The 22,282-nt window shown below is 62.8% G+C and carries 18 protein-coding genes; 10 read left to right on the forward strand and 8 right to left on the reverse strand.

All coding sequences use genetic code 11. The features are described 5' to 3' along the window. From ACO054_RS01740 to ACO054_RS01765, 6 genes are all read right to left on the reverse strand, one after another. On the reverse strand, positions 1–1,164 hold the full coding sequence (locus ACO054_RS01740) for a fumarylacetoacetate hydrolase family protein (RefSeq protein WP_421708722.1): 1,164 nt from the start codon (positions 1,162–1,164) through the stop codon (positions 1–3). Positions 1,165–1,192: 28 nt separating this feature from the next. Further along, complete coding sequence (locus tag ACO054_RS01745; protein ID WP_421708723.1) at positions 1,193–2,485, reverse strand: L-fuconate dehydratase; 1,293 nt, start codon at positions 2,483–2,485, stop codon at positions 1,193–1,195. A 116-nt stretch (positions 2,486–2,601) separates the two neighbouring features. Beyond that, complete coding sequence (locus ACO054_RS01750; RefSeq protein WP_421708724.1) at positions 2,602–3,336, reverse strand: GntR family transcriptional regulator; 735 nt, start codon at positions 3,334–3,336, stop codon at positions 2,602–2,604. Positions 3,337–3,683: 347 nt separating this feature from the next. Continuing rightward, on the reverse strand, positions 3,684–5,465 hold the full coding sequence (locus ACO054_RS01755; RefSeq protein WP_421708725.1) for an IlvD/Edd family dehydratase: 1,782 nt from the start codon (positions 5,463–5,465) through the stop codon (positions 3,684–3,686). A gap of 17 nt (positions 5,466–5,482) precedes the next feature. After that, on the reverse strand, positions 5,483–7,492 hold the full coding sequence (locus ACO054_RS01760) for a TRAP transporter large permease subunit (RefSeq protein WP_421708726.1): 2,010 nt from the start codon (positions 7,490–7,492) through the stop codon (positions 5,483–5,485). An 89-nt stretch (positions 7,493–7,581) separates the two neighbouring features. Then, positions 7,582–8,619, reverse strand: coding sequence for a TRAP transporter substrate-binding protein (locus ACO054_RS01765; RefSeq protein ID WP_421708727.1), 1,038 nt, complete (start codon positions 8,617–8,619; stop codon positions 7,582–7,584). A 530-nt stretch (positions 8,620–9,149) separates the two neighbouring features. Between ACO054_RS01765 and ACO054_RS01770 the strand changes: the two genes are divergently transcribed. After that, on the forward strand, positions 9,150–10,178 hold the full coding sequence (locus tag ACO054_RS01770; RefSeq protein ID WP_421708728.1) for an NAD(P)H-dependent flavin oxidoreductase: 1,029 nt from the start codon (positions 9,150–9,152) through the stop codon (positions 10,176–10,178). On the opposite strand, the gene ACO054_RS01775 is transcribed toward ACO054_RS01770, so the two are convergent. After that, positions 10,165–10,956: an enoyl-CoA hydratase/isomerase family protein gene (locus ACO054_RS01775; RefSeq protein ID WP_421708729.1), complete on the reverse strand. Its 792-nt coding sequence runs from the start codon at positions 10,954–10,956 to the stop codon at positions 10,165–10,167. The two genes, ACO054_RS01770 and ACO054_RS01775, sit on opposite strands and share 14 nt — an antisense overlap. A 37-nt stretch (positions 10,957–10,993) precedes the next feature. After that, entirely contained in the window at positions 10,994–12,166 is a 1,173-nt protein-coding gene (locus ACO054_RS01780; RefSeq protein ID WP_421708730.1) for an acyl-CoA dehydrogenase family protein, read from the reverse strand. A 162-nt stretch (positions 12,167–12,328) separates the two neighbouring features. On the opposite strand from ACO054_RS01780, the gene ACO054_RS01785 reads away from it, so the two are divergent. The 9 genes from ACO054_RS01785 (at position 12,329) to ACO054_RS01825 (ending at position 22,281) form a co-directional block, all read left to right on the forward strand. Then, positions 12,329–13,171: an IclR family transcriptional regulator gene (locus ACO054_RS01785; RefSeq protein WP_421708731.1), complete on the forward strand. Its 843-nt coding sequence runs from the start codon at positions 12,329–12,331 to the stop codon at positions 13,169–13,171. A gap of 101 nt (positions 13,172–13,272) precedes the next feature. Continuing rightward, positions 13,273–13,458 (forward strand): hypothetical protein, encoded by a 186-nt coding sequence (locus ACO054_RS01790; RefSeq protein WP_421708732.1) that lies wholly within the window; start codon positions 13,273–13,275, stop codon positions 13,456–13,458. A gap of 116 nt (positions 13,459–13,574) precedes the next feature. Next, positions 13,575–14,750: a phenylacetate--CoA ligase family protein gene (locus ACO054_RS01795; RefSeq protein WP_421708733.1), complete on the forward strand. Its 1,176-nt coding sequence runs from the start codon at positions 13,575–13,577 to the stop codon at positions 14,748–14,750. Between the two features lie 37 nt (positions 14,751–14,787). Beyond that, positions 14,788–15,921: a lipoate--protein ligase family protein gene (locus ACO054_RS01800; RefSeq protein ID WP_421708735.1), complete on the forward strand. Its 1,134-nt coding sequence runs from the start codon at positions 14,788–14,790 to the stop codon at positions 15,919–15,921. A 235-nt stretch (positions 15,922–16,156) separates the two neighbouring features. Then, positions 16,157–16,822: a GntR family transcriptional regulator gene (locus ACO054_RS01805; RefSeq protein WP_421708736.1), complete on the forward strand. Its 666-nt coding sequence runs from the start codon at positions 16,157–16,159 to the stop codon at positions 16,820–16,822. A 396-nt stretch (positions 16,823–17,218) separates the two neighbouring features. Continuing rightward, complete coding sequence (locus tag ACO054_RS01810; protein ID WP_421708737.1) at positions 17,219–19,075, forward strand: TRAP transporter permease; 1,857 nt, start codon at positions 17,219–17,221, stop codon at positions 19,073–19,075. A gap of 32 nt (positions 19,076–19,107) precedes the next feature. Further along, positions 19,108–20,046, forward strand: a complete 939-nt coding sequence (locus tag ACO054_RS01815; protein WP_421708738.1) for a TAXI family TRAP transporter solute-binding subunit — start codon at positions 19,108–19,110, stop codon at positions 20,044–20,046. Between the two features lie 137 nt (positions 20,047–20,183). Beyond that, positions 20,184–21,305 carry an Ldh family oxidoreductase gene (locus ACO054_RS01820; RefSeq protein WP_421708739.1) on the forward strand — a complete coding sequence of 374 codons (1,122 nt, stop codon included), beginning with the start codon at positions 20,184–20,186 and terminating at the stop codon, positions 21,303–21,305. A 1-nt stretch (position 21,306) separates the two neighbouring features. Continuing rightward, on the forward strand, positions 21,307–22,281 hold the full coding sequence (locus ACO054_RS01825; protein WP_421708740.1) for an NAD(P)-dependent oxidoreductase: 975 nt from the start codon (positions 21,307–21,309) through the stop codon (positions 22,279–22,281). Position 22,282 lies beyond the last annotated feature (1 nt).

The raw sequence follows: 22,282 nt of genomic DNA on the forward strand, positions 1-22,282 counted from the left end.
TCAGATCAGGTGTCTGGCACCTAGGTTTCGCATCAGCGCAGAGAAGCCGAAGGTCCATTCCGGACAGTCGGTCGAAAGCCGGACGGTGTTGACCAGGCTGCCGAGTTCATCGTTGGCGATCGTGACCCTGTCGCCAACCTTGTGAGTAAAGCCCTCTCCGGCGATATCGCGGTCTTGAGTCGGTGCGAAGAGGGTGCCGAGGAACAGCATGAAGCCGTCCGGATACTGGTGATGCCGTCCATGGGTCTGGGCGACGAGATCCAGCGGATCCCGGCTGATCTCCCGCATGGAGCTTGCTCCCTCGAGACGGAAGCCGTCCGCTCCCTCGACGAGCAGTTCCAGGTCGGCCCTGCGCAGATCGTCGAGTCCGTAGGTCTCGTCGAACAGGCGGATCAAGGGACCGATGGCGCAGGAGGCGTTGTTGTCTTTCGCCTTGCCGAGCAACAGTGCCGAGCGTCCCTCGACGTCGCGCAGATTGACGTCGTTGCCCAGGGTCGCACCCTTGATCCGGCCCTGGCTGTCGACCGCCAAGACGACCTCCGGTTCCGGATTGTTCCAGGTGGAAACGGGGTGAAGGCCGATGTCGGCACCCCAGCCGACGGCGGAGAGCGGTTGAGACTTGGTGAAGACCTCGGCGTCCTGTCCGATACCGACCTCGAGATACTGCGACCACAGCCCTTCTTTGATCAGTTCGGCCTTGACCTGCATGGCTTGGTCGGAACCGGGTGTGAGATTCTGGAGGCTGTCTCCGATGATGGCACCGACGGCGGCGCGAATGGATTCGGCGCGTCCGGGGTCCCCGGCGGCCCGCTCCTCGATCACGCGTTCGACCATGGACTTCGCGAAGGTCACGCCACAGGCCTTGATCGCTTGCAGGTCGCAGGGCGCAAGAAGATGCGGTGCCGCTCCCGTTGCCATTTCACCGGGCCCGCTCGCGGCAAGCTTCTGCAGGTCACCCAGTGGCGTACCCGGTGAGTCGTCCAGGTAAGCGACCGGGTCGTCGAGCTCCAGGAGAGCGCTGATCGTCGGCGTGGTGCGGCTGGTGATGTCGAAGACCGCACCGTCCCGCACCACGATCACCGACGGCCCCTGCAGATCCGGCCGCCAGACGCGGCCCACGAAGCGCCCGGATTGGGGTAGTGAGAAGGCATGGTCGTGTTGCATGCAACGCTCCGTCACTCCTTGTGTTCGGTCAGGTCCAGGCCGTTCCGTCGGGAAAACTGTGTGCCTGTCGGCTGTCCTCTTTCATGGTAATCGAGTAGCCGGGCGCCTTTGGCGGCAGGTAGCGGCCGTCCTTGACGATCACCGGATCGAGGAAGTGCTCGTGCAGATGGTCGACGTACTCCAGGACGCGGTTCTCCAGGGATGCGGAGACGGCGACATAGTCGTAGATCGACAGGTGCTGCACGTACTCGCACAAGCCGACTCCTCCGGCATGAGGGCAGACGGGAACGCCGAACTTGTCCGCCAGCAGAAGCACGCCGACGATCTCGTTCGGTCCGGCAAGGCGACAGGAATCCAGTTGGCAGAACGCGATGGCGTCGGCTTGCAGAAACTGCTTGAACATCACCGCGTTGTGGCAGTGTTCGCCGGTCGCAACCTTGATAGGTGCGATTTCCCGGGCAATGCGCGCATGGCCCAGAACGTCGTCGGGGCTGGTCGGTTCCTCGATCCACCAGGGATTGAAGCGGGCGAGGACCTTCATGTTGGCAACAGCCTCGGTGACGCCCCAAACCTGATTGGCGTCCATCATCAGTTTGCGGTTCGGCCCGATCTCTTCGCGCAGGATCGCCGCTCGGCGTATGTCGTCCTGCAGGTCGCCGCCAACCTTCATCTTGAAATGAGACCAGCCTTCTGCGATGGCGGCCTGGCAGAGCGCCCGCATCTTGTCGTCGGAGTAGCCGAGCCATCCGGCTGAGGTCGTATAGGCGGGGTAACCACCTGTCTCCATCTCAGCGATCCGCGCGGCTCTGCCCGGCAGCTTCTCCTCCAAGCGCTCGCGTGCCTCGCCAGGGTCGAGCGCGTCGCTCAGGTAGGTCCAGTCGACCAGCTTCACGGTGTCTGCCGGACTCATGTCAGCCAGGAGGCGCCAGACGGGTTTGCCCTGTGTCTTGCCCCAAAGGTCCCATAGGGCGTTCACGATGGCGGCCGCGGCGAGGTGAATGACTCCCTTCTCCGGCCCGACCCAGCGGAGCTGGCTTTCGCCCGTGATCGCTTTCCAGGTATCCCCCATATCGGCGAAGAGATCGTCGAGCTGGCGGCCGGCGATTAGCGGAGCAAGCGCGTCGACTGCAGCGACGCAGAGGTCGTTGCCGCGTCCGATGGTAAAGGTCATACCGTGACCCGACGGGCCGTGATCCGTCTCGATGATCACGTAGGCGGCTGAGTAGTCCGGGGAGGGATTCATGGCATCCGATCCGTCTAGGTGACGGGAGGTGGGGAAGCGGATGTCTTGTGCGTGGACGCGCGTGATGCGGGCAGACATAGGCTGTGAACTTCCCTTGCCGTTGGATCTGGTGCCGAGGTTCGGTGGAAGGATTACCGCCGGACGAAGGCGTCTCTATCGAGCGTCGGCGGGGGCTCCGTGCGGGACGAGAGGATCTATCCCGCCTGCCGACGCCGTACCGCATCGGCGCTGCGCGCGGAGCTGTCGTTGGCGTAAAGGTCGGAGATGTTGCGTTTCAGCTGCATGAGATGTTCGCGCATCATTGCGCTGGCAGCCGCCCCGTCCCGGCGTTCCAGCGCCTCCAGGATCTGGCCGTGCTGATCCTTCATGAGCGGGCGGCGCGTCGTCCAGCGCGTCGACATGAAGCGGGCGCGAAAGACGGCTGCGTTATACTGCTCGTGCGTCTTCATCAGCGCCGGATTGTTCGAGGCGCGCACGATTCTGCGATGAAAGCTCATGTCGGCGCGGAAGAACTCCAGGGCATCGCCGTCTTCCGGGAAGGTCGCCAGCTTGGCGAGAATGGCCTTCAGCTCGACGATCTCTTCCTCGGTGATGTGCTCCGCGGCTTTCTCGCCCGCGAGTCCCTCCAAAGCCGCCAGGACATCGAGGAGAGCAAGCAGCTGTTCCAGGGTCGGATCGGCGACTCTCGGTCGGCGATTGGGCACCATGTTTACCAGGCCCTCGGCCGCCAGGATCCGCAAGGCTTCGCGCATTGGTGTTCGCGAGACGCCGATGCGGTCGGCCAGTTCTCGCTCGCCGAGGACTTGGCCCGGCTCGAGTTTCTCGACCAGAATCCAATCGCGCAGGCGATCCGCAACCTGTGACGCGAGAGCCTGGCGGGAAATGGCCAGTTCGTCGTCTTCAGAGTGACTTTCCAGCAGCAGAGACATGTCATCACCGTTGTCGTGAGATCGCGCGCGCGGGCCGTTTCGACCGACAGACCGCTTTGCCGGTACAGCCTTCGGCGCGCAGGTCCTTGGGAACAGGAGAATTATTTCACGTTCCGAGGGCTAAAGGCTTGCATGTTTGGTATACCACATACCATTCATTTTTGTACAAGAATGCAATTAGGTGAAAGTTGGTCTCGTCAGCGATTCGTGGTCGCCCTGAATTTCTAGATTCTGGGTGGAGGCCATAGAGCGCCAAACCAGCACGCGGCGTGGACCCACATTTCTCGGGTCTAGGGCGCGATCGTCTCAGGCGGAAGCGTTTGGCTTCCGCCTGAGACGATCCTGCTCTAGTGGTTGTCTCGCGGCAGGTCTTTGACGATCCTCTGGTAGGCCGTCGCGAGTTCCAGGCATCCGCCTTCGGCCAGTTGGCCGACGTGGTGGCGATAGAGTTCTTGCCAGGGCGTCTGATGCGTGAGCGTCGGTGCGGACCAGGCGGCCCGCCGTGCCTGCCACTCCTCCTCCGGCACCAACGCGTCCAGTCGTCCCGCTCTCAGGTCTAGCCGGATCCGGTCTCCGGTCTGCAAGAGCGCCAGTCCACCTCCCACCACGGCTTCCGGTGAGGCGTTGAGGATCGAAGGGCTTTCCGACGTGCCGGACTGTCGACCGTCGCCCGCCGTCGGCAGGTGGGACAGGCCTGCTTTTAGCAAGGCATCGGGCGGCTGCATGTTGACCACCTCTGCAGAGCCGGGATAGCCGACGCACCCGACGTTGCGGATGAACAGCATGGTCTCCGCATCGATTTCGAGATCGGGATCGTTGATCCGCGCGTGATAGTCCTCGGGACCTTCGAACACCACCGCCTTCGCTTCGAACACCTCTTCGCGGCCGGGTGTCGACAGGAAGCGTTGGCGGAAGTCATCGGAAATGACCGAGGTCTTCATCAGGGCCGAATCGAAAAGGTTGCCAGACAAAACGACAAACCCCGCCTTTTGCCTCAGCGGTGCTTCGACGCTGGCGATCACGTCGCGGTCCAGACTGCGCGCGCGCCCCACGGCCTCCGCCAAGGTGGCGCCTGCGACCGTCTGTGTTTTCTCGTTGAGCAGGTCCGCCGCCAACAGTTCGCCCATCACTGCCGGAACGCCGCCGGCGCGGAAGAAGCTTTCTCCCAGGTAGTGGCCGGCGGGCTGCATGTTGACGATCAGCGGTACCTCCAGCCCAAAGGTCTGCCAATCCTCGATGCTCAGATTGACCCCTGCATGGCGCGCGATGGCCTGAAGATGCGGCGGTGCATTGGTGGAGCCCCCGATGGCCGTGTTGACGACGATCGCATTCTCGAAGGCTTGCCGGGTGAGAATTTGGGACGGACGAAGCTCTTCGTACACCATCTCGACGATACGTTTACCGGTCCGGTAGGCCATGGCCATGCGCTCGCGGAAGGGGGCCGGGATGGCGGCACTGCCTGGCAGGGTCATTCCCAGCGCCTCGGCCAGAGCGTTCATGGTGGAGGCTGTTCCCATGGTGTTGCAGTGACCGAGCGAGGGAGCGGAGGCACAGGCGCGCTCCATGAACTCCGCGTAGTCGATCTTTCCCTCGGCCAGCAGGCGACGGCTTTCCCAGATGATCGTACCCGAGCCGGCGCGTGCACCGCGCCACCAGCCGTCCAGCATCGGTCCGCCGTTCAGCGCGATGGCCGGAAGGTCGACTGTTGCGGCACCCATAAGCATGGCTGGGGTGGTTTTGTCGCATCCGGTCGTCAGGACGACGCCGTCGATGGGGTAGCCGTGCAGGACTTCGACCAGGCCGAGATAGGCCAGGTTGCGGTCGAGCGCGGCGGTGGGTCGTTTGCCGGTCTCCTGGATGGGGTGAACCGGAAACTCTAGCGGGATGCCACCGCCGTCGCGGATACCGGCCTTGATCCGATCCATCAGGAAAAGGTGAATCTTGTTGCAGGGGGCCAAGTCGCTGCCGCTGTTGGCGATACCGATCACAGGACGCTCGGACTGCAGTTCTTCCTGGGTAAAGGCTTGATTCTGATAGCGCTCCAGGTACATGGCCGTCATGCCTGGATTGTTGGGATTGTCGAACCACTCCTGTGAGCGAAAGCGGCGATTGGCACGGGTCTCGGACATATCGGTTCCTTCGCGGCTCAGCGTCCGTCGACCAGGTTGGGAAGCCACAAGGCGACCTCCGGGAAGAAGAGAACGATCGTCAGTGCGACCAACTGAATGCAGATGAAGGGGATCAGGGCCCTGAAGATCTCCGCCAGCGTCATATCGGGTGGCGCGACGGATTTCAGATAGAAGGCCGCGGGTCCGAAGGGCGGTGAGAGGTAGGACACCTGCATGTTCATGGCGAAGAGGATGCCGAACCAGATCGGGTCCAACCCCAGCTGGATGATGATGGGCACGAAGATCGGCATGGTTAGGAGCGCAATTCCGATCCAATCCATGAAGAGACCCAAAACCAGCAGGATCGCCATGATGATCAGCAGGATCACCAGGGTCGACGCACCGCTGTCCAGGACCAGACCTTCGATGAACCGGTTACCGCCCATCAGGTTGTAGACGCCCACCAGCGCGGAGGCGCCCAAGCCGATCCAGATGATCATGCCGCAGGTCTCCAGCGTTTGCTTCAAGGCGCCGCTGATCAGCTCCCAGGTTGCTTCGCGCCGGATGATCGCGGAGATCAGAACCCCGACGGCGCCCATGGAAGCCGCCTCCGTGACCGATGCCACCCCGCCGTAGATCGAGCCGAGCACAGTGAAGGCAACGAGCAACGGTGGGATCACGCCTTTCATCCTGGCGAAGATCTCCAGCCAAGACATCGCCTGCTCGTCGGCCGAGATGGATGGCGCCATCTCCGGGCGGACTGTGCAGAGGGTGTAGATGTAGATGATGTAGAAAGAAGCCAGCATCAGGCCCGGCACCACGGTGGCCAGGAAGAGGTCGCTGATGGAGACGCTGGCGATGAGACCGTAGACGATCAAGACGATGGAGGGGGGAATCATGGTGCCCAGCGACCCGCCCGCACAGACGGTGCCGATAGCGAGCGCGCGGCTGTAGCCAAGCCGCAGCATCTGCGGCAGGGCCAGCAGGCCGAGTAGCACGATCTCGCCGCCGATGATGCCCGAGAGCGCGGCGAGAAAAACGGCGGCGATCAAGGTTTGGATCGCGACGCCGCCATTCAGACGCCGTGTGATCAGGCGCATGGCGTCGTAGAGGTCCCGCGCCATTCCCGAACGGTCGAGCAGAGACGCCATGAGAACGAACATCGGAATGGCGACCAGGACGTATTCGTTGATGAAGCTGTAGATCCGGCTGGAGACGAGCGGGACTCCCATCGTTCCGAACCAGGCAACGGTGAAGACGACGCCGATCAGGCCGGTGACGAAAGCCAGCGGGATTCCGGTCAGAATCATCACCATGATGCCGAGCACCAGCAGGATAGAGCCGGTCTCGATTCCCAGACTGCGGCCTTTCGAGAACAGGATGGCGGCGCCGACGACCAGCAAACCTAGAACGACCGCGATGCCAAGAAGGGCGACAGGGTTGGGGCGGCCTCCCGTCTTGTGACCCGGACCGCCGCCGCGCAGCGCCACCAGGAAGTGGCCGATCGACTGGATTGCAAGAATGATGGCCGTAACGAAAAGCGCCAGCTTTACGAAGGCGGGGATGGGTGGGTTCCAGGCGGATCCGGTCCGCTCGAGTCTGACGTCTCCGCTGGGCGCGAACCAGGCTCGCTCGGTCATGGTCCAGGCCGCGTAGGCAATGGCGACGGCGAAAAGGAGGGCTAGGAAGGCATTCACGGCGTCGAGCAGACGCCGGGTTCCGCCCTCCGTGCCGAAGTAGATCAGACCGATACGAATGTGCCGGTCGCGCGCCAGGCAGAGCATTCCGCCATAGAGGTAGCAGAAGGCGACCAGCGCAATGACCGTCTCATGTGCCCAGATGGTCGGAGCATTCAAGAAGTGTCTGACGACGATTTCGTAGATCGAGATTGCGGTTGCGAAGGCGAAGAGCAGACTGACGGGCGACCCGAGGCGTATGATGAGTCGATCGAGCCCTGTCTGCCCGTCGGATCCGGTCGCACGCGTCAGAGCCTTGATTGTTGAGACCGTCTGCTCGGCATCGTCAAGGGTCGTGCTGTCTTTCGGCACGGGGAGCGCCTCCAAAGGTCGCGGTGCACGGTGTGGTCGGCGCCTTCGAGCGAAGAAGGGCGGTCCGCCGGACCGCCCTTCGCACTGACCTAGCGTAGCAGGCCGGTTTCCTTCAGATAGACGGTTACGCTCTCATAGACCTTGCCGGCCAAGTCGGAGCGGCCGGCCCAGTTCTCCCATTGACTCTGAGCGATCGCCCGGAACTTCGCGCGCTCCTCCTCGGACCAGTCGATCACCTCGATGTTCGGGTCGGCTTGAGCCTCGGCGACGGCACGCATGTCCTCGACTTCGAGGCGATTGACGATGTCCTGAGCGAAGTCGCGTACCGACATGGCAAGGATCGCCTTCAGGTCCTCGGGAAGGGTGTCGTAGATCTCCTTGTTCATGGAGACGCCGATCACTGGCATGGAGTGAAAGCCTGGATAGATCGGATAGGTCGCGAAGTCGTGCATGCCTTGAGCATGGTTGGTTGAGAAGACCGTGTAGTCGGCCGCGTCGATCACCCCCTTTTCCAGAGAGGTGTAAACCTCGGAGCCGGGCAGATTTACCGGTGACGCACCGGCGGCAGCAAAGACCTCCTGAACCATGCCCTCCGGCGCGCGCATCTTGATGCCCTTCAGGTCTTCCACGGTACGGATCGGCGTGGTCGAGAGGAAGGCCTCGACGCCGGTGGCAGCTGCTCCCAGGAACTGCAGGCCGTAGGGGTTCTCCAATTCGTTGAAGAGCTCAATGCCTCCGCCGTAGTTCATGTAGTTGAACATCTGTTGGGGATGCGACCAGGCGCCGACGAGATTGCTCAGCATGCCGTAGGCGGGATCCTTGCCCGAGAAGTAGGAGGGATCCGTGACGTGTCCTTGGAGGATTCCTGCGGCGACGGCATCCAGCGTCTCATTATAGGAGACGACGGTTCCGGTCGGGACCAGCTCAATGGAGATGCGGCCACCGGTGACGGTTCCCACACGCTCGGCCCAGGCTTGCTGGATTGGGAAAAAATTGTCGCCGGCTTGTGCCGAACTTTGGAAGACCCACTCGTACTCTGCGGCCAGTGCCGGAGCGGAAAGTCCGGCAGCAACGGTCAGAGCGGCGGCGCCGGATAGAACTGCCGATTTGATTTTCGATTGTGACACGTCTTGTCCTCCCTTTGGGTCGGGTCCGAACTGTCGATGCCTTCTGTGATGGGCATCTGCGGGACGAACCGGGGTCGAGGTGCCCCGTGACATCGTCCGCTGTTCGGCACGAGCTGCACCTGCGCCTCTGCCAGGGCGGGTCCGCTAGAAATTGCCCGGGCAACTCTGACGACAGGATCGAACGAAGAGACAGTCGCATGCGAGGTATTCTTGCGCAATATATAAATGTATACCAAAAACCATAGTAAATAGATGGATAAAAGATGACCTTTTTGGCGGAGCCGATCGCGACAGTCGTCCCTTTCTCCGCAGCTTCAGCCAGTGATAGGAATCTCTCACCAATCGAGACGAAGCCCAACAAGCTATCAGCCTGTCGACTGGCCAAGGCTCGGCGAGACATCAGGGCCCTGTCTCGATATCGAACCGCATGCGAGTGAAATCGCGATCCGCATTGCGAAACATCCTTGCCTATGATTTCCTGCTCTGGATCTCCGGTCTTCTCAGCATCGGCAAAGCGTTTCGAGGTGTGTATGTCCCTGCCAGCGAGCTTCGGCCGCCGGCTGCGCCTTCCTGTGATCGGCGCGCCACTGTTTCTGGTCTCCACCCCCGATCTCGTGATCGCACAGTGCTGCGCCGGCGTCGCGGGGGCCTTTCCAGCGCTGAATGCGCGGCCGGCCGAAGCACTTGAGGATTGGCTGGAACGGATCTCCAGATCGCTCGGGGAGGAGGAGGCGCGTCGTGAATCCGGTGCGGCGCCTCCGGCTCCCTACGGCGTCAATCTCATCGTCCACCGCTCGAACCCCCGTCTCGAACAGGACCTAGCTACGGTGGTCGCGCACCGCGTGCCCTTTGTCATCACCTCTGTCGGCGCGCCTGATGCTGTCGTGGAGGCGGTGCACGACTACGGCGGCCTCGTCTTCCACGACGTGGTCAACCTTCGACATGCGCGACGTGCCATCAAGAGCGGGGTCGACGGTTTGATTTTGGTCGCGGCCGGCGCAGGTGGGCATGCTGGGACGATCAACCCCTTCGCGCTGCTGCCGGAGGTGCGGGCCGAATTCGACGGTCTGATCGTACTGGCAGGTGCTCTCAGCTCCGGCGCCGCCGTTCGGGCGGCGCGGGTCATGGGAGCGGATCTCGCCTATTTGGGAACCCGTTTCATCGCGACGCAGGAAGCCAACGCGGCGCCCGGTTACAAGCAGATGATCGTTGAGAGCGCGGCTGCCGACATCGTCTACAGTCCGGCTTTCACCGGTATTCACGGCAACTATCTGCGGCCGTCGATCGAGCGTAACGGTCTCGATCCCGACAACCTGCCACCCCTGGGCGAGGTCGCCGTCGGTAACCACGAAAAGCGTCCGAAGCGGTGGAAGGATATCTGGGGTGCCGGCCAAGGTGTCGGGTCGATTTCCGATGTTCCCTCGGTCGCCGACCTGGTCGATCGGTTGGCCGAGGAATACCTGGCAGCCGGGGCCCAGGACGCGGCGGATCCTTTCGATGCAGGTCTGCGGGAAGCCCCGCTGCGCGTGCTCCGCCCCCGCGTCGTCAGCGACCTGTGAACTGGGGTTTCCGCTTTTCGAAGAAGGCCTGACGTCCTTCTGCGAAGTCCTGACTGGAAAACAGAACGGCCTGCCCGTCGGCTTCGCCATCGAGGACTACGTCCAGAGCTTGAGGCCCCCGGGCCAGCACGGCCTTCACGGCCGCGATCGCGAGAGGCGCGCCCGCCGTCAGTCTTTCCGCGGCCGCGAGAGCTTCGGACAGGGCTTGCCCGGGCGCCACGACCTTGTCTGCGAGGCCCCAGCGGGCAGCTTCGCGGCCGTCGAAGACTTCGCCGAGCAACAGAAGGCGCCGGGACGCGCTGTTGCCGCATCGTGCCGGCACTGTCCAGAGGGCGCCCAGGTCCGGCATCAAGCCAACCTTGTCGAAGGCGGCGATGAAGCGTGCAGTCTCGGCCGCCAGAACCACATCGCAAGCCGCCGCCAGGGACAGGCCAGCGCCTGCCGCGTCGCCTTCGACCGCCGCGATGACCGGTTTCTCTCCACCAACGATCAGACGCACCAGACGGTGGGCGCTGCGCAAGCGCGCCTGAGCCGCCACCGGTCCGACATCCTCCATGGAACGGAGGTCTCCCCCGGCACAAAATCCGCCTTCGGCGCCGGAAATGACGATGGCGCGGACGGCCCCGTCCGCCATCGCCTGCGCCAGCAGATCGTAGAGAGCCTCGCGCATCGGCAGCGACAGTGCATTGCGCCTTGAGGGATCGTTCAGGGTCAGCAGCGCAACGGCGCCCCGTCGCTCTGACAGCACGGGAGGGAACTGGCTGGCTGTATCGGGCATGTTCTTGTCCTTAGTTCGCCGCCTGCCATCAGACCGATCAGCGACCTATGGCCTCGGAAGCTTCGCTGATCAGGGCGCGTGCGATAACGAGTTGCTGGATCTGGGTGGTGCCTTCGTAGATACGAAACAGGCGAGCGTCGCGGTAGAGACGTTCGACGGGGTAGTCGGCCATATAGCCGGCGCCGCCGTGAATCTGAACAGCTCGGTCGGCGACGCGTCCGACCATCTCGCTGGCGAACATTTTGCAACAGGACGCCAGCATCGGGATCTTTTCGCCGGCGTCGATGCGCCGCGCCGCATCGATGGTCATGCAACGGGCAGCATAGATCTCCGCCTGACTGTCGGCCAGCATTGCTTGGATCAGTTGGAACTGGGCGATTTCCTGGCCGAATTGCCGGCGGTCCATCGCATAGCTCAAAGCTTCGTCGAGCAGCCTTTGTGCCGCCCCAACGCAGACGGCGGCCAGATGCACGCGGCCTCGATCGAGAACCTTCATGGCGGTCTTGAAACCCTGTCCGCGCCGCTCGGGACCACCAATGATCGCAGTCGCCGGAACCCGCACCTCGTCGAAGGTGATATCGGCCGTATGCGCGCCGCGCTGCCCCATCTTTCGGTCCCAGGGCCCGACCGTGATGCCCGGCGTTTCGGCCTCGACCAGAAAGGCCGAAATTCCCTTCGCGCCCGGCTGATCGGGCTCGCTGCGCGCCATGACCGTAAAGAGTCCAGCCTCCGGTGCGTTGGTGATGTAGCGCTTGGTGCCGGAGATCAGGAAGTCGTCCCCATCCGTCCGCGCGACGCTGCGCAGGGACGCGGCGTCGGAACCGCTGTCCGGTTCGGTCAGGCAGAAGGACGCGATCAGTTCTCCGCTTGCGATGCGCGGGAGGTAGTGCCGCTTCTGCGCTTCCGTACCGTCTATCACGATACCCTGCGAGCCGATTCCGTTGTTGGTGCCGAGAATCGAACGGAAGGCAACCGATGCGCGGCAGAGCTCGAACATGAGTCTGGTCTCAGCCTCGAGGGGAAGCCCGAGGCCTCCGTAGCTCTCGGGGACGGAGATTCCGAACAATCCGAGATCGCGCAGTAGAGCCCGGATCTCGTCCGGGACCTTGTCCTCCGCGACGGTCTGCTCCTCGGCGGGTATCAGGCGCTCTTCGACGACGCGGCGCACTGTTTCCGTCAGCTCGAGGGTCAGGCCTTCGTCCAATGGCATTTCATCTTCTCCAGAACCGCGACGGCTTGACATGCTAGGGAAGCGCATCACCGGGATCAACTTATGCAAAATATTCTTCTGCAGAGCAAAATAGTCCTTGTTTCGCTGAGCGAAACAAAGCGCTAGACTCGACTGCCGCAGGAGTGAAGGGATCTGAGCTGCATGACGACACGGCGGAACTGGCAGTTGGACTCCGGGCTCGACGATCCCGGCGGCATGGAGGGCGAGGGAGCGAAGGACCGCCAGTTCATCACGGCCTTGGCGCGCGGCTTCGAAGTCCTGCGCGCCTTCGATTCCACTGACCCTCTGCTGGGCAACCAGGAGATCGCCTCTCGCACCGGGCTGCCGAAACCGACAGTGTCCCGGATCACCTATACCCTCACGAAGCTGGGGTACCTCAAGTACGTCCCGAAGCTCGAGCGCTACCGCTTGGGATCCGGCGTGTTGGCGATCAATCAGGCTTACTTGGCGAGTCTGGCGATCCGAGACCTGGCGCGCCCGCATATGCTGGAGTTGGCGACGGCCTCGCGCGGCACGGTCGCCTTGGGCGACCGGGACCGGCTCAGCATGGTCTATATCGAACTGCAGCGCGGCGTGAGCCACGTGATCCTGCATCAGGACATCGGCAGCCGCTTACCCTTGGCGCGCAGCGCCATGGGTTGGGCTTGGCTCGCGAATGCGCCAGAGTCCGTGCGTCGCCAGGTGATGGATGCCCTCAAACGGCAAGAGGGCAAGGACTGGACTGCGGTGAAGAAGCAGATCGCCCAGGCTGAGCGGGAGATCGCCGACAGCGGTTTCTGCCTTGGCATCGGTTGCTGGGTGCCGGACATCAACGGCGCCGGCACCGCTTTCCTCGCGCCTGACGGTCAAACTGTCTACGCCTTCAACCTCGGCGGCCCGGCCTTCGTCCTCAGCGAAGAACGGTTACGCGAGGATCTGGGGCCGCGTCTGGTCGGGATGCGTCGCGCGATCGAGGCCGATTATCAGCGCCAGGGACTCCGCTGAGCGCTGCTGCCGTAACCGCATGCCAGAAGCCCGCCGGCGAGACTTGAAAGACCGGTTCACTTTCGTGCACCTTTGTTTTGCATAGTAAAACGAGGTTTTGCATGAAGCGTGTCGCCGTCATCGGTGTCGGGCAGACGGTCTATGGCCTGGAGCCGGAGCGAAGTCTGAAATCGTTGTTCGCCGAGGCCGCCCGCGCGGCCTTCGCAGACGTCTCCAAGGGCTTGGATCCGCGGGAAGTGGAGGAAGCCTTCATCGGCAGCCTGTCGACCGGCGGGTCGCAACATTGATGGTGCCGGAGCATCGAACCGATCTTGTTGGCCTGCTGGCCCTGGCGTTGGTCTACGGCGAGCGCCTGCTATTGGCACGCCGTCCTCATGCCCTTTAATCGACCAGGAACGGCCCGATGGACATGACCTTTCCGCGCGATGCGATCAACGCGGCCCTTGGCTGTATTGCCTCTCACCCCTTCTACGCCGGCCGCCTGCCCCGAGAGGTCGCGGACGCCGAAGAGTTCGTCGCGCGCGTGCCCCTCATGAGTCGCAAGGATCTGGTCAGTGAGATGCGCAAGCCGGGCTTCGGCGCCTTCGTCTGTCCGCAGGCCGTGCGCATGAACTTTTCGCCCATGGGCGGCGGCCTGGTTCCGATTTTACACACGGCCGGCGACCTGGCACGTATCAATACGGCCGCTGACCACCAGCTTTCGGCCTGTGGGATTGGCCCGGACGACGTCTGCGTCGTGACTTTCGGATACCATCTTTTCGTTGCGGGGCTGTTCTACCAGTCTCAAATGGAGGCGCGGGGCGTCACCTGTGTTCCGGCCGGTCCGGGCGAAGCGGATCGCACGGCCGCGCTCTGCCGCGATGCCGGTATGACGGTCCTGGCCGGCAACCCTAGCTTCGCCCTGCGCCTGCTGGAGGCGGGTATGCCGGCTCCCAGGGTCTTCTTTGCCGGCGGCGAGCCCTTTACCGGAAATCGAACGCTTTACGCCGCCGTTCGGCGGGCCATGCCCGACACGCAGCTGATCGACTCATTTTCCCTGTCGGAAGTGTTGCCCGTGGCCAGGACCTTTCCGGGCGGCGAGGGCGTTCACGTCTTCGACGAGCTGCTCTATGCAGAGGTCATCGATCCGGAAACCGGGGTTCCCGTTGCAGAGGGCGAGCGCGGCGAACTGGTTCTGACCCATCTGGGAAAGGAAGCGCAGCCTTTGGTGCGCTATCGCACCGGCGATCTGACGCTCCTGCGATATACGGCGCCGGTACACGGTCGCAGGGTCAACCTGCCCCGCGTTGTCTTCGGTCGTACAGATGAGATGGTGAAGGCCAAGGGCGTCAAACTCTATCCGTCGGAACTGCGTGCCGTTCTACTGGGCCTGCCCGGTGTCCGGGGGGCGCATCGGCTGCGAGTAAGCAGCCGGAACGGCGCCGATCACCTGACTCTTTTGGTCGAAGGGCAGCTCGACGACGACGCATCCGAGTCCGTTCACCGGTCCTTCAAGAGTCAGACTCTGGTGTCGCTCGACGCTCTTGAGACGGTGGAGCATCTGCCCGAGGGCCCGGTCATGCTCGACGAGCGGACATGAAAGCAATCTGCAGCAGACCTGCGAGGAGGGATTTTCCATGAGTGAGACCGGAGCGTCCGCAAAGAGGCCTTGGCGTCTCGTCGTCGACTGCAACGCCTACACGGATTTCTCGATCTCCGTCTCACCGGCCGTCGAACGTGCGGTGGCGAAGGGCGAGGCGCCGCCAACGGTCTTTCTTGATATCTTCGACCGCGACAGCATCACCATCGGTATCAACGAGGATCCGACCCAGGTGCTCGACCTCGATTTCTGCCGGAGCGCGGGGATCGAGGTGCGGCGGCGTGTCAACGGCGGCGGCGCCATCTATGCCGGTGCCGGGTCGATCTTCGTCTGCTTCTACCTGCCGACCGATCTGCCCGGCATCCCGCAGACCTCACGGGAAGCCTTTCCCCTGGTGCTGGGGGCCGTCGCCGAGACGCTGCGCCGGCGATACGACGTGCCGGCCGCCTACCGCCCGCTCAACGACGTCGAGGTCCAGGGGCGCAAACTGATGCCGACCTCCCTCAAGATCGAAGACGGCGTCATGACCATGCGCATCCTGATCAACACGGCGCCCATCAACGTCGAGGTCGCCGCGCGGGCGATTCCCCTGCCGCCCGAGAAGGTGAAGGACAAGATCCACAAGGATATGGCCAGCCGCTACACGGACCTGCAACGCGAGACCGGACGCAGCTTTTCAGAGGCGGAGCTCGAACAGTTGACACGGCAAGTCGCCGAAGATGCCTTTGGCGTCGAGGATCTGCAGCGAGAGAACCTGACCGACATCGAACGAACCTATGCGGCCGAACTCCGGGAGCGGCTGTCCAGTGACGACTGGCTCTATGGTAAAACCGAAGCGGTGCGGTTCGGGGATCTTGCCGGTGCGAGAGTCGGGCGGGGCCGCGTCAAGGCGCCTGGTGGCCTGATCTGGACCGCACTCAAGATTCGCGACCGGTCGGTGGAGGCTGCCATCGTCAACGGCGACTGGCACCCACGCCCGACGGAAAGCATCGACTGGTTAGAGCGCGACTTGGTCGGCTGCGACGCAGAGGTCGATGCACTGGAGGCAAGGGTTCGCGGTTTCCTCGCGCGTCAGGACATCGAGTTTGCTGGAATCGAGTGCGAGCATCTGGTCGCGGCCCTCACTCAGTCCCTGGATCGATTGACACCTGCGGCCACAGCTTCGGCTTGAGGGTCAGGCGAACCGTTACCTCCATCCTCTGTCGCTACCTTCGTTCTTTTAGGGTCTTCGTGAGGCCGGCGCGCAGAGCTATTCGAGGGAAGAGATCCAGCCTGGATCATGACCGTGCAGCGCGCTTGACTCCTTATCCGCTTGACGAAGCTCCTCGTGACTGAGCGAAAGCTCTTTAGCCTCGCCGAGCAATTTTCTATCTTTGCGGCTGGCGCAACGAGGAAGAGAGAGCGACGTGTCCGAGGCCGTTTCGCGCGTGGTCGAGGCCCTCTACGAGGACATCGTGCTGGGTGTCTTTCCGCTGGGCTCCCGCCTGGTGGAGGAGCCTCTGGTCCAGCGGTACGACGTCAAGCGGCATGTTCTTCGCGAGGCCTTCGCGCAGCTCGAAGAGATGAGCTTTGTCGTCCGCGTACCGAATCGCGGCGTCGTCGTTCATGAGCCGAGCCCCCGAGAAATTCGCGAACTCTACGAGTTTCGGGTCCTGATCGAGTCTCACGCGGCGAGCTGTATTCCCTTGCCGGCACCCAAGGTCGTTACACAGGCTCTGCGCAAGGTTCAAACCGCCTACTCGGAAGCCTTGAAGGCAAAGGACTTCCGCCGGGTCCTCCATCTGAACAATGAGTTTCACCGCACCCTCTACTCTGCCTGCGAAAACCGGACTCTGACCTCCGCAATCGAGGAGTATGCGGCGCGTACGCATCTGATTGCTGCGATGAAGTATTTTGACGATTCGATCATGGCGCGGACCGAGGCGCAGCACTATGAGTTGATCGCCGCCATGGAGGGCCGCGATCGCGAGCGGCTGGTCTCCCTCGTTGTCGGTCATTTCAGCCTCAACCAGGTTGATCGCTATGACGCCATGTACCGTCACCGTCATCGCCTTGCATCAAACGCTGGATGACCGTCGGGCAGCATGGCGTGCCGACGACCGCATAACGGTCCATCGCGCTCGCCACTGTCGCGCCTGTTGGTACGATCGTCGAAAACGCGCTCGGCTTTGAAAGTCGTTGCGGTGCTGTCTGACAGAACCTGAAGGCGTTTGAGACAAGGGTTTTCACTCGTGAAGTGGGAAAAGCGCGCCTTACGTCGGTCTTGCCAGATGAAATTGTTGACAATTTCGTCGACAGAAATGACCTTTGAGCGCAAGAACGAAAAAAGCAGTGAGCACATCGAGGAAACGTCTGCACGCGCCCGGCGGGAGCCATCGGCGTCGTGCCCCAGCGCGCCGCCCTTGTGGCCGCGTTGGCGGGAGAATTGAAATGATCCGGTTTGCCGTCGACTTCGCGAGGCACGCCCGGTGATCGCGCAGCGGTCCTGGCTCCGTATCCTGACGCTCGCGCTCATGGCGGGCATGATCCTATTCCACTTCGATGTCGTGCTCTTCGGTGCGCCGCAACCCTTCACCTTTCGCGGCACGCACCTTGTCCTGGCGCTGGTTCTGGTTTTCCTGCTCTTCCCTCAGGTCGAGCGCAGGAGCAGCCTCGCGGTCGGTCTGGATATCCTCTTCATCGCCGCTTCCTTGGTGACGGTCGGCTATCTCATCTTGAATCAGGAGGCGCTGTATCAGCGGTTCCAGTTCGTCACGCCGCCGGCCGTCGAGCAGTTCTGGCTGGGGTGGGGGTTGATCTTTCTTGTCCTGGAGGGCTGCCGGCGCACCTTGGGACCGGCCTTGCCGCTCACGGCGCTGGCCTTCGTCGGCTACGCGCTCGTCACGGGGTTGCTGACGGCCGGCTACATCGTCGATGTCAACTACCTGACGACTGAGGGTATCTTCGGCATTCCGCTGAACGTCTCGGCGACCTTTCTCTTTCTTTTCGTTCTCTTCGGAGCGCTGGCCGAGCGTTTGGGAACGGGACGCTTCTTTATCGAGTTTTCCACGGCAGTTGCCGGCCGCACCACCGGCGGTCCGGCAAAGGTCGCAAGTCTGTCCTCCGCCTTCTTCGGCTCGATCTCCGGAAGCGCGGTGGCGAACATCATGACGACCGGCAGCTACACGATCCCGCTGATGAAGCGGCTCGGCTACAACCGCGCTTTCGCCGGTAGCGTCGAGGCGGTGGCCTCGACCGGCGGGCAGATCATGCCGCCGGTGATGGGAGCGGCCGCCTTCGTGATGGCCGAGATCATGGGGGTCAGCTACCTGAACGTGATGCTGATCGCCTTGATACCGGCGACGCTCTTCTTCGTTTCGGTTTTTGTCGCGATCCATTTCGAGGCTAAGCGTCAGGGTCTCTCCGGCCTGCCGGAAAGCCAGATCCCGGAGGTTTGGCGAGTTCTGCGCGAACGCGGGCACCAGATCATCCCGCTGATCGTCATCATGGGGACGCTGTTCGCCGGATTCTCACCGGCCTACGCAGCGCTTTACGGCATCCTCTCAATTCTCCCTACAACGTTGTTGCGTAAGCAGACGCGCTCTGAATTCAGCTTCGCCCTGTTGCTGGAGGGACTGGAAAACGGTGTCCGCAACGCGATCCAGGTCGCCATGGCCTGCGCCTGCGCCGGTATCGTGGTCGGCGTGATCGTTCACTCCGGACTGGGACTCGAGTTTTCCAGCTTCATTCGCGGTATCTCACAGGACTCCATGCTGGTCGCACTGATCCTGACGGCTCTAGCCGGCATCGTGATCGGCATGGGCCTGCCGACCACGCCGGCCTACATCCTGCAGACGGCCCTGCTGATCCCGGCGCTCGTGCGTCTCGGCACGCCGCTGGAGGCCGCCCACCTCTTCGCGCTCTACTACGCGATCATGTCGACGATTACGCCGCCGGTCGCAATCGGTCTCTTCGCGGCCAACTCGATTTCCGGCGCCAAGCTTTGGGAATCCAGCGTTGCGGCGGCGAAGCTGGGAATGACCGGCTACATCGTACCCTTCATGTTCGTCTATTCGCCGGCACTTATCATGCAGGGTAGCTTCGGCGAGATTCTCTTCGCGTCGCTCTCTGCCATTGCCGGCGTGATTTTCCTGTCTGCAGGTCTGCATGCCTACCTGACGCGTCATCTGCGAATGCTGGAACGCTGTCTGCTTGTCGCTGCCGCGTTCCTGCTCATCTACCAGGGCCTCTTGACCGATGTGGTCGGCCTGGCTCTGGCGTTCGTCGCCTTCTTCCTGCAACGCCGAAACCCGGTCGCGAAGGTGGCGGCGACCCTGGACCAATGACAAACCAAGACTCGAATCCAAGGGAGGACAAGTTGTTCAAGAAGCTCAAGCTGACTGTAAGCCTGGTTGCGGTCTTGACCGCCGGTCCCGCGTTGGCGGATGAGAACCTCGTTTTCGTGACCGGTTCGCCAGGCGGCTCCTGGTATCCGACCGGCGGTGCGATCAAAGCGGCCGTCGAGGACATCTTCGACGACATCTCGATCCAGGTTCGCCCGGGCGGCGGTCTCGCGAATATCCAAGCGGTGTCGCAGGGTCTGGCTCAGCTCGGCATGTCGAACAACATCTCGGCCGTCGATGCGACACTGGGTCGGGAGCCCTTCACGGAACCCACGACCGACATCTGCAACGTCGCCTATCTCTATCCTCAGGTGATCCAGGCGGCTGTCGTCAATCCCGAGATCAGCTCGTTCGAGGACTTCGCCGGACGCCGCCTCGCGGTGACGCCGCGCGGCAACACCGCCGAACAGCTTGCGCGTCTCACGCTCTCGACCGTCGGGTTGGATTACGACGATCTGGAGCAAGTCAACTTTGCGTCCATGTCCGACCAGGTCAACATGATGAAGGACGGTCAGGTGGACGGTTTCTTTCAGGCAACCGGTGTTCCGGCCGGCGTCATCATGGACGTTGGCGCGTCCCGCGATCTGAAACTCCTGCCGATCACCGACGCCATGTTCGAGCAGATGGTTGAGGTCAACGCCGGTTTTTCGCAGATCACCATCCCGGCCGATGCCTACGCCAACATGGATGGCCCCGTGCAGTCCGTGAGTTTCGGAACCCATGTCATCGCCGGTTGCGGTGTTGACGAAACCACGATCTACAACGTCACGCGTGCCATTCATGAACGCTTGGAAGACCTGGGCGTCGCGGTTGCGGCCTTGCGGACGACCACGCCGGACATGCTTTCCCAGGATGTCGGAATCCCACAGCATCCCGGTTCCGCACGCTTCTTCGAAGAACAGGCGGCCAACTGAGTCGGAACCGGGCGAGGGCGGTTGGCGAGGTTGGCCTGCCTTCGCCCGGCTCCGGCTGGACGTTGCCTGGTGCCCTAGCGGCTTCTTGCAAAGGCGCATTCCATGACCCTGCAGACCCAATTTCTCTAAGAGCCGAGATGACGGAAACCCTTCTCGTGGACCCGCAAGCACTCACCTCGCTGATCGACGAGGTGTTGCGGGCCGATGGCTGCAGCGTCGACGAAGCCGATTGCGTTGCCGTGCATCTGGTCGATGCCAGTCTTCGCGGGCACGACAGCCATGGCGTCATTCGTTTGCCTCGCTATCACAGCTGGCTGGGTAGCGGCAGGATCAAGGCCCGTCAGCCCCTTTCGCCCATCGCGAGCTTTGGCGCGGCGCGGCAGTTCGACGGCGGCTCGGGCATGGGGCAGTGGCTGGCGCGCGAAGCGACTTCGGAGGGTATTGCGCTCGCACGCGAGCAGGGGATCGGCGTTGTCGCGCTGCGTCGGGCCGGCCATATCGGCCGGGTCGGCGCCTTCGCCGAGCAGGCGGCGGAGGCTGGTTACATCAGTCTATTCTTCGTCAATGTCGGCGGCTCCCGCCTCGTCGCCCCCTTTGGAAGTGCACAGAGGGTCGGTTCGACCGCACCTGTCGCGATCGGTGTCCCCAACCCGGAGGGCGACGACTTCATATTGGATTTCGCAACCTCCAAGGTCGCGGAGGGTAAGGCGCTGGTGGCTGCACGCGGCGGCAAGAGGCTTCCGGGCGATGCCCTGATGGGGGCCGACGGACGGCTGACCGACGATCCTGAAGTGCTCTATGGTCCGAGCTTGAAGGAGGGCACTCCGGACCCTCAAGCCGGACCGGGCGCTTTGACGGCCTTCGGAGATCACAAAGGCTCGGGTCTCATGCTGGCCTGCGAACTGCTTGGCGGGGCACTTACCGGGAACGGTACGAACGGACGGTCCGACCGTGCGTTCGGGAACGGCATGCTCGCGATATTTCTGGATCCGGCGCGCTTCAACGATCTTGGGGGCTTCGGCGGCGAAGTCGCACACTACATCGATTTCGTTCGAAGCAGCAGTCCTGCGCAGGGGGTGGAAGACGTTCTGATTCCAGGGGACAAGGAAAGACGAACGCGCGCGGAGCGTCTTCGGACCGGGCTTCCGGTTCCGTCTCCCGTTTTGTCTGCCATCCTAAAGGTAGCTTCCGACCTCGATCTCGGGTGGCGGGAGGAACAGCTTAGGCGATCTGTTTTATCTCGGGCGGAGAGTGGTTGAGATGGTGAAAGTTCTGGTTCTGGACCCTGTTCATGAGAGTGGCCTCGACCTCCTGCGGACAGCGCCGGATGTCACCTGCGTTCATCTCGCGGAACCGAAGGATGCGGAGATCGTCCGCCATATGGCGGATGCCGAGATCCTGATTCTCCGTGGTCGCAAGCTTCCCCGCGGCGCATTCGAGCAGGCGCAGAAACTGAGGCTCGTCTCCCGCCATGGTGTAGGGTGTGACAATCTCGATTTCGATCTAATGCAGGACCTTGGGGTCACGGTCGCGGTCGCGGCGGACAGCAACTACGTCTCCGTCGCCGAGCATGCAATCGCCCTTATTCTGGCCGGCCTGAAGCGTTTGCCTGTCGCGGATGAGGCCGTTCGCAGCGCCAACTGGTCTCTGCGCGATCATCTGGGTGCGCGCGAACTGCAGGGGGCCAAGGTTCTCGTCGTCGGCTTCGGCCGAATCGGGCAGGCCTTCGCATCTCGCGTCTCTGCCTTCGGTGCACAGTGCCTCGTCTACGATCCCTTCCTGACATCCAATCCCTGCAACGTGACTCCTGTCGAGACGCTGGAAGACGGGCTTGCTCAGGCCGATATCGTCAGCCTGCACCTGCCCAACACCGCCGAAACAGCGAACCTTCTGGATGCTGCACGACTGGCGCAGATGCGGCCCGGTTCGCTGCTGGTGAATACGGCGCGAGGCGGCATCGTCGACGAGGGGGCGCTGCTGGAGGCTTTGAACAAGCGATGTCCGGCGATCTATGCGACCGACGTTCTGGCGTCGGAACCGCCGTCGCCGGATGACCCGTTGCTGAACCGCCCGGATGTCATTCTTACGCCCCACTCGGCGGCCATGACGCGAGAGGCGGCGCAACGCATGTCGGAACGAGCAGCGCAGAACGCCCTGGACTTTCTGTCCGGCGAACTCTCGCCTGAGATGACGGCCTTTCGACCGAGTGAGACCTTGGCCCGGTCGTCGCATTGAA

The sequence above is a fragment of the Algihabitans sp. genome (genome assembly GCF_965226985.1).
Classification (GTDB): Bacteria; Pseudomonadota; Alphaproteobacteria; order Kiloniellales; family DSM-21159; genus Algihabitans.

What these genes read in the sequence shown, in the direction of transcription:
- ACO054_RS01740 (WP_421708722.1), bottom strand. Translation starts at nt 1,164, where the DNA reads ATGCAACACGACCATGCCTTCTCACTACCCCAATCCGGGCGCTTCGTG.
- ACO054_RS01745 (WP_421708723.1), bottom strand. Translation starts at nt 2,485, where the DNA reads ATGTCTGCCCGCATCACGCGCGTCCACGCACAAGACATCCGCTTCCCC.
- ACO054_RS01750 (WP_421708724.1), bottom strand. Translation starts at nt 3,336, where the DNA reads ATGTCTCTGCTGCTGGAAAGTCACTCTGAAGACGACGAACTGGCCATT.
- ACO054_RS01755 (WP_421708725.1), bottom strand. Translation starts at nt 5,465, where the DNA reads ATGTCCGAGACCCGTGCCAATCGCCGCTTTCGCTCACAGGAGTGGTTC.
- ACO054_RS01770 (WP_421708728.1), top strand. Translation starts at nt 9,150, where the DNA reads ATGTCCCTGCCAGCGAGCTTCGGCCGCCGGCTGCGCCTTCCTGTGATC.
- ACO054_RS01775 (WP_421708729.1), bottom strand. Translation starts at nt 10,956, where the DNA reads ATGCCCGATACAGCCAGCCAGTTCCCTCCCGTGCTGTCAGAGCGACGG.
- ACO054_RS01780 (WP_421708730.1), bottom strand. Translation starts at nt 12,166, where the DNA reads ATGCCATTGGACGAAGGCCTGACCCTCGAGCTGACGGAAACAGTGCGC.
- ACO054_RS01785 (WP_421708731.1), top strand. Translation starts at nt 12,329, where the DNA reads ATGACGACACGGCGGAACTGGCAGTTGGACTCCGGGCTCGACGATCCC.
- ACO054_RS01790 (WP_421708732.1), top strand. Translation starts at nt 13,273, where the DNA reads ATGAAGCGTGTCGCCGTCATCGGTGTCGGGCAGACGGTCTATGGCCTG.
- ACO054_RS01795 (WP_421708733.1), top strand. Translation starts at nt 13,575, where the DNA reads ATGGACATGACCTTTCCGCGCGATGCGATCAACGCGGCCCTTGGCTGT.
- ACO054_RS01800 (WP_421708735.1), top strand. Translation starts at nt 14,788, where the DNA reads ATGAGTGAGACCGGAGCGTCCGCAAAGAGGCCTTGGCGTCTCGTCGTC.
- ACO054_RS01820 (WP_421708739.1), top strand. Translation starts at nt 20,184, where the DNA reads ATGACGGAAACCCTTCTCGTGGACCCGCAAGCACTCACCTCGCTGATC.
- ACO054_RS01825 (WP_421708740.1), top strand. Translation starts at nt 21,307, where the DNA reads ATGGTGAAAGTTCTGGTTCTGGACCCTGTTCATGAGAGTGGCCTCGAC.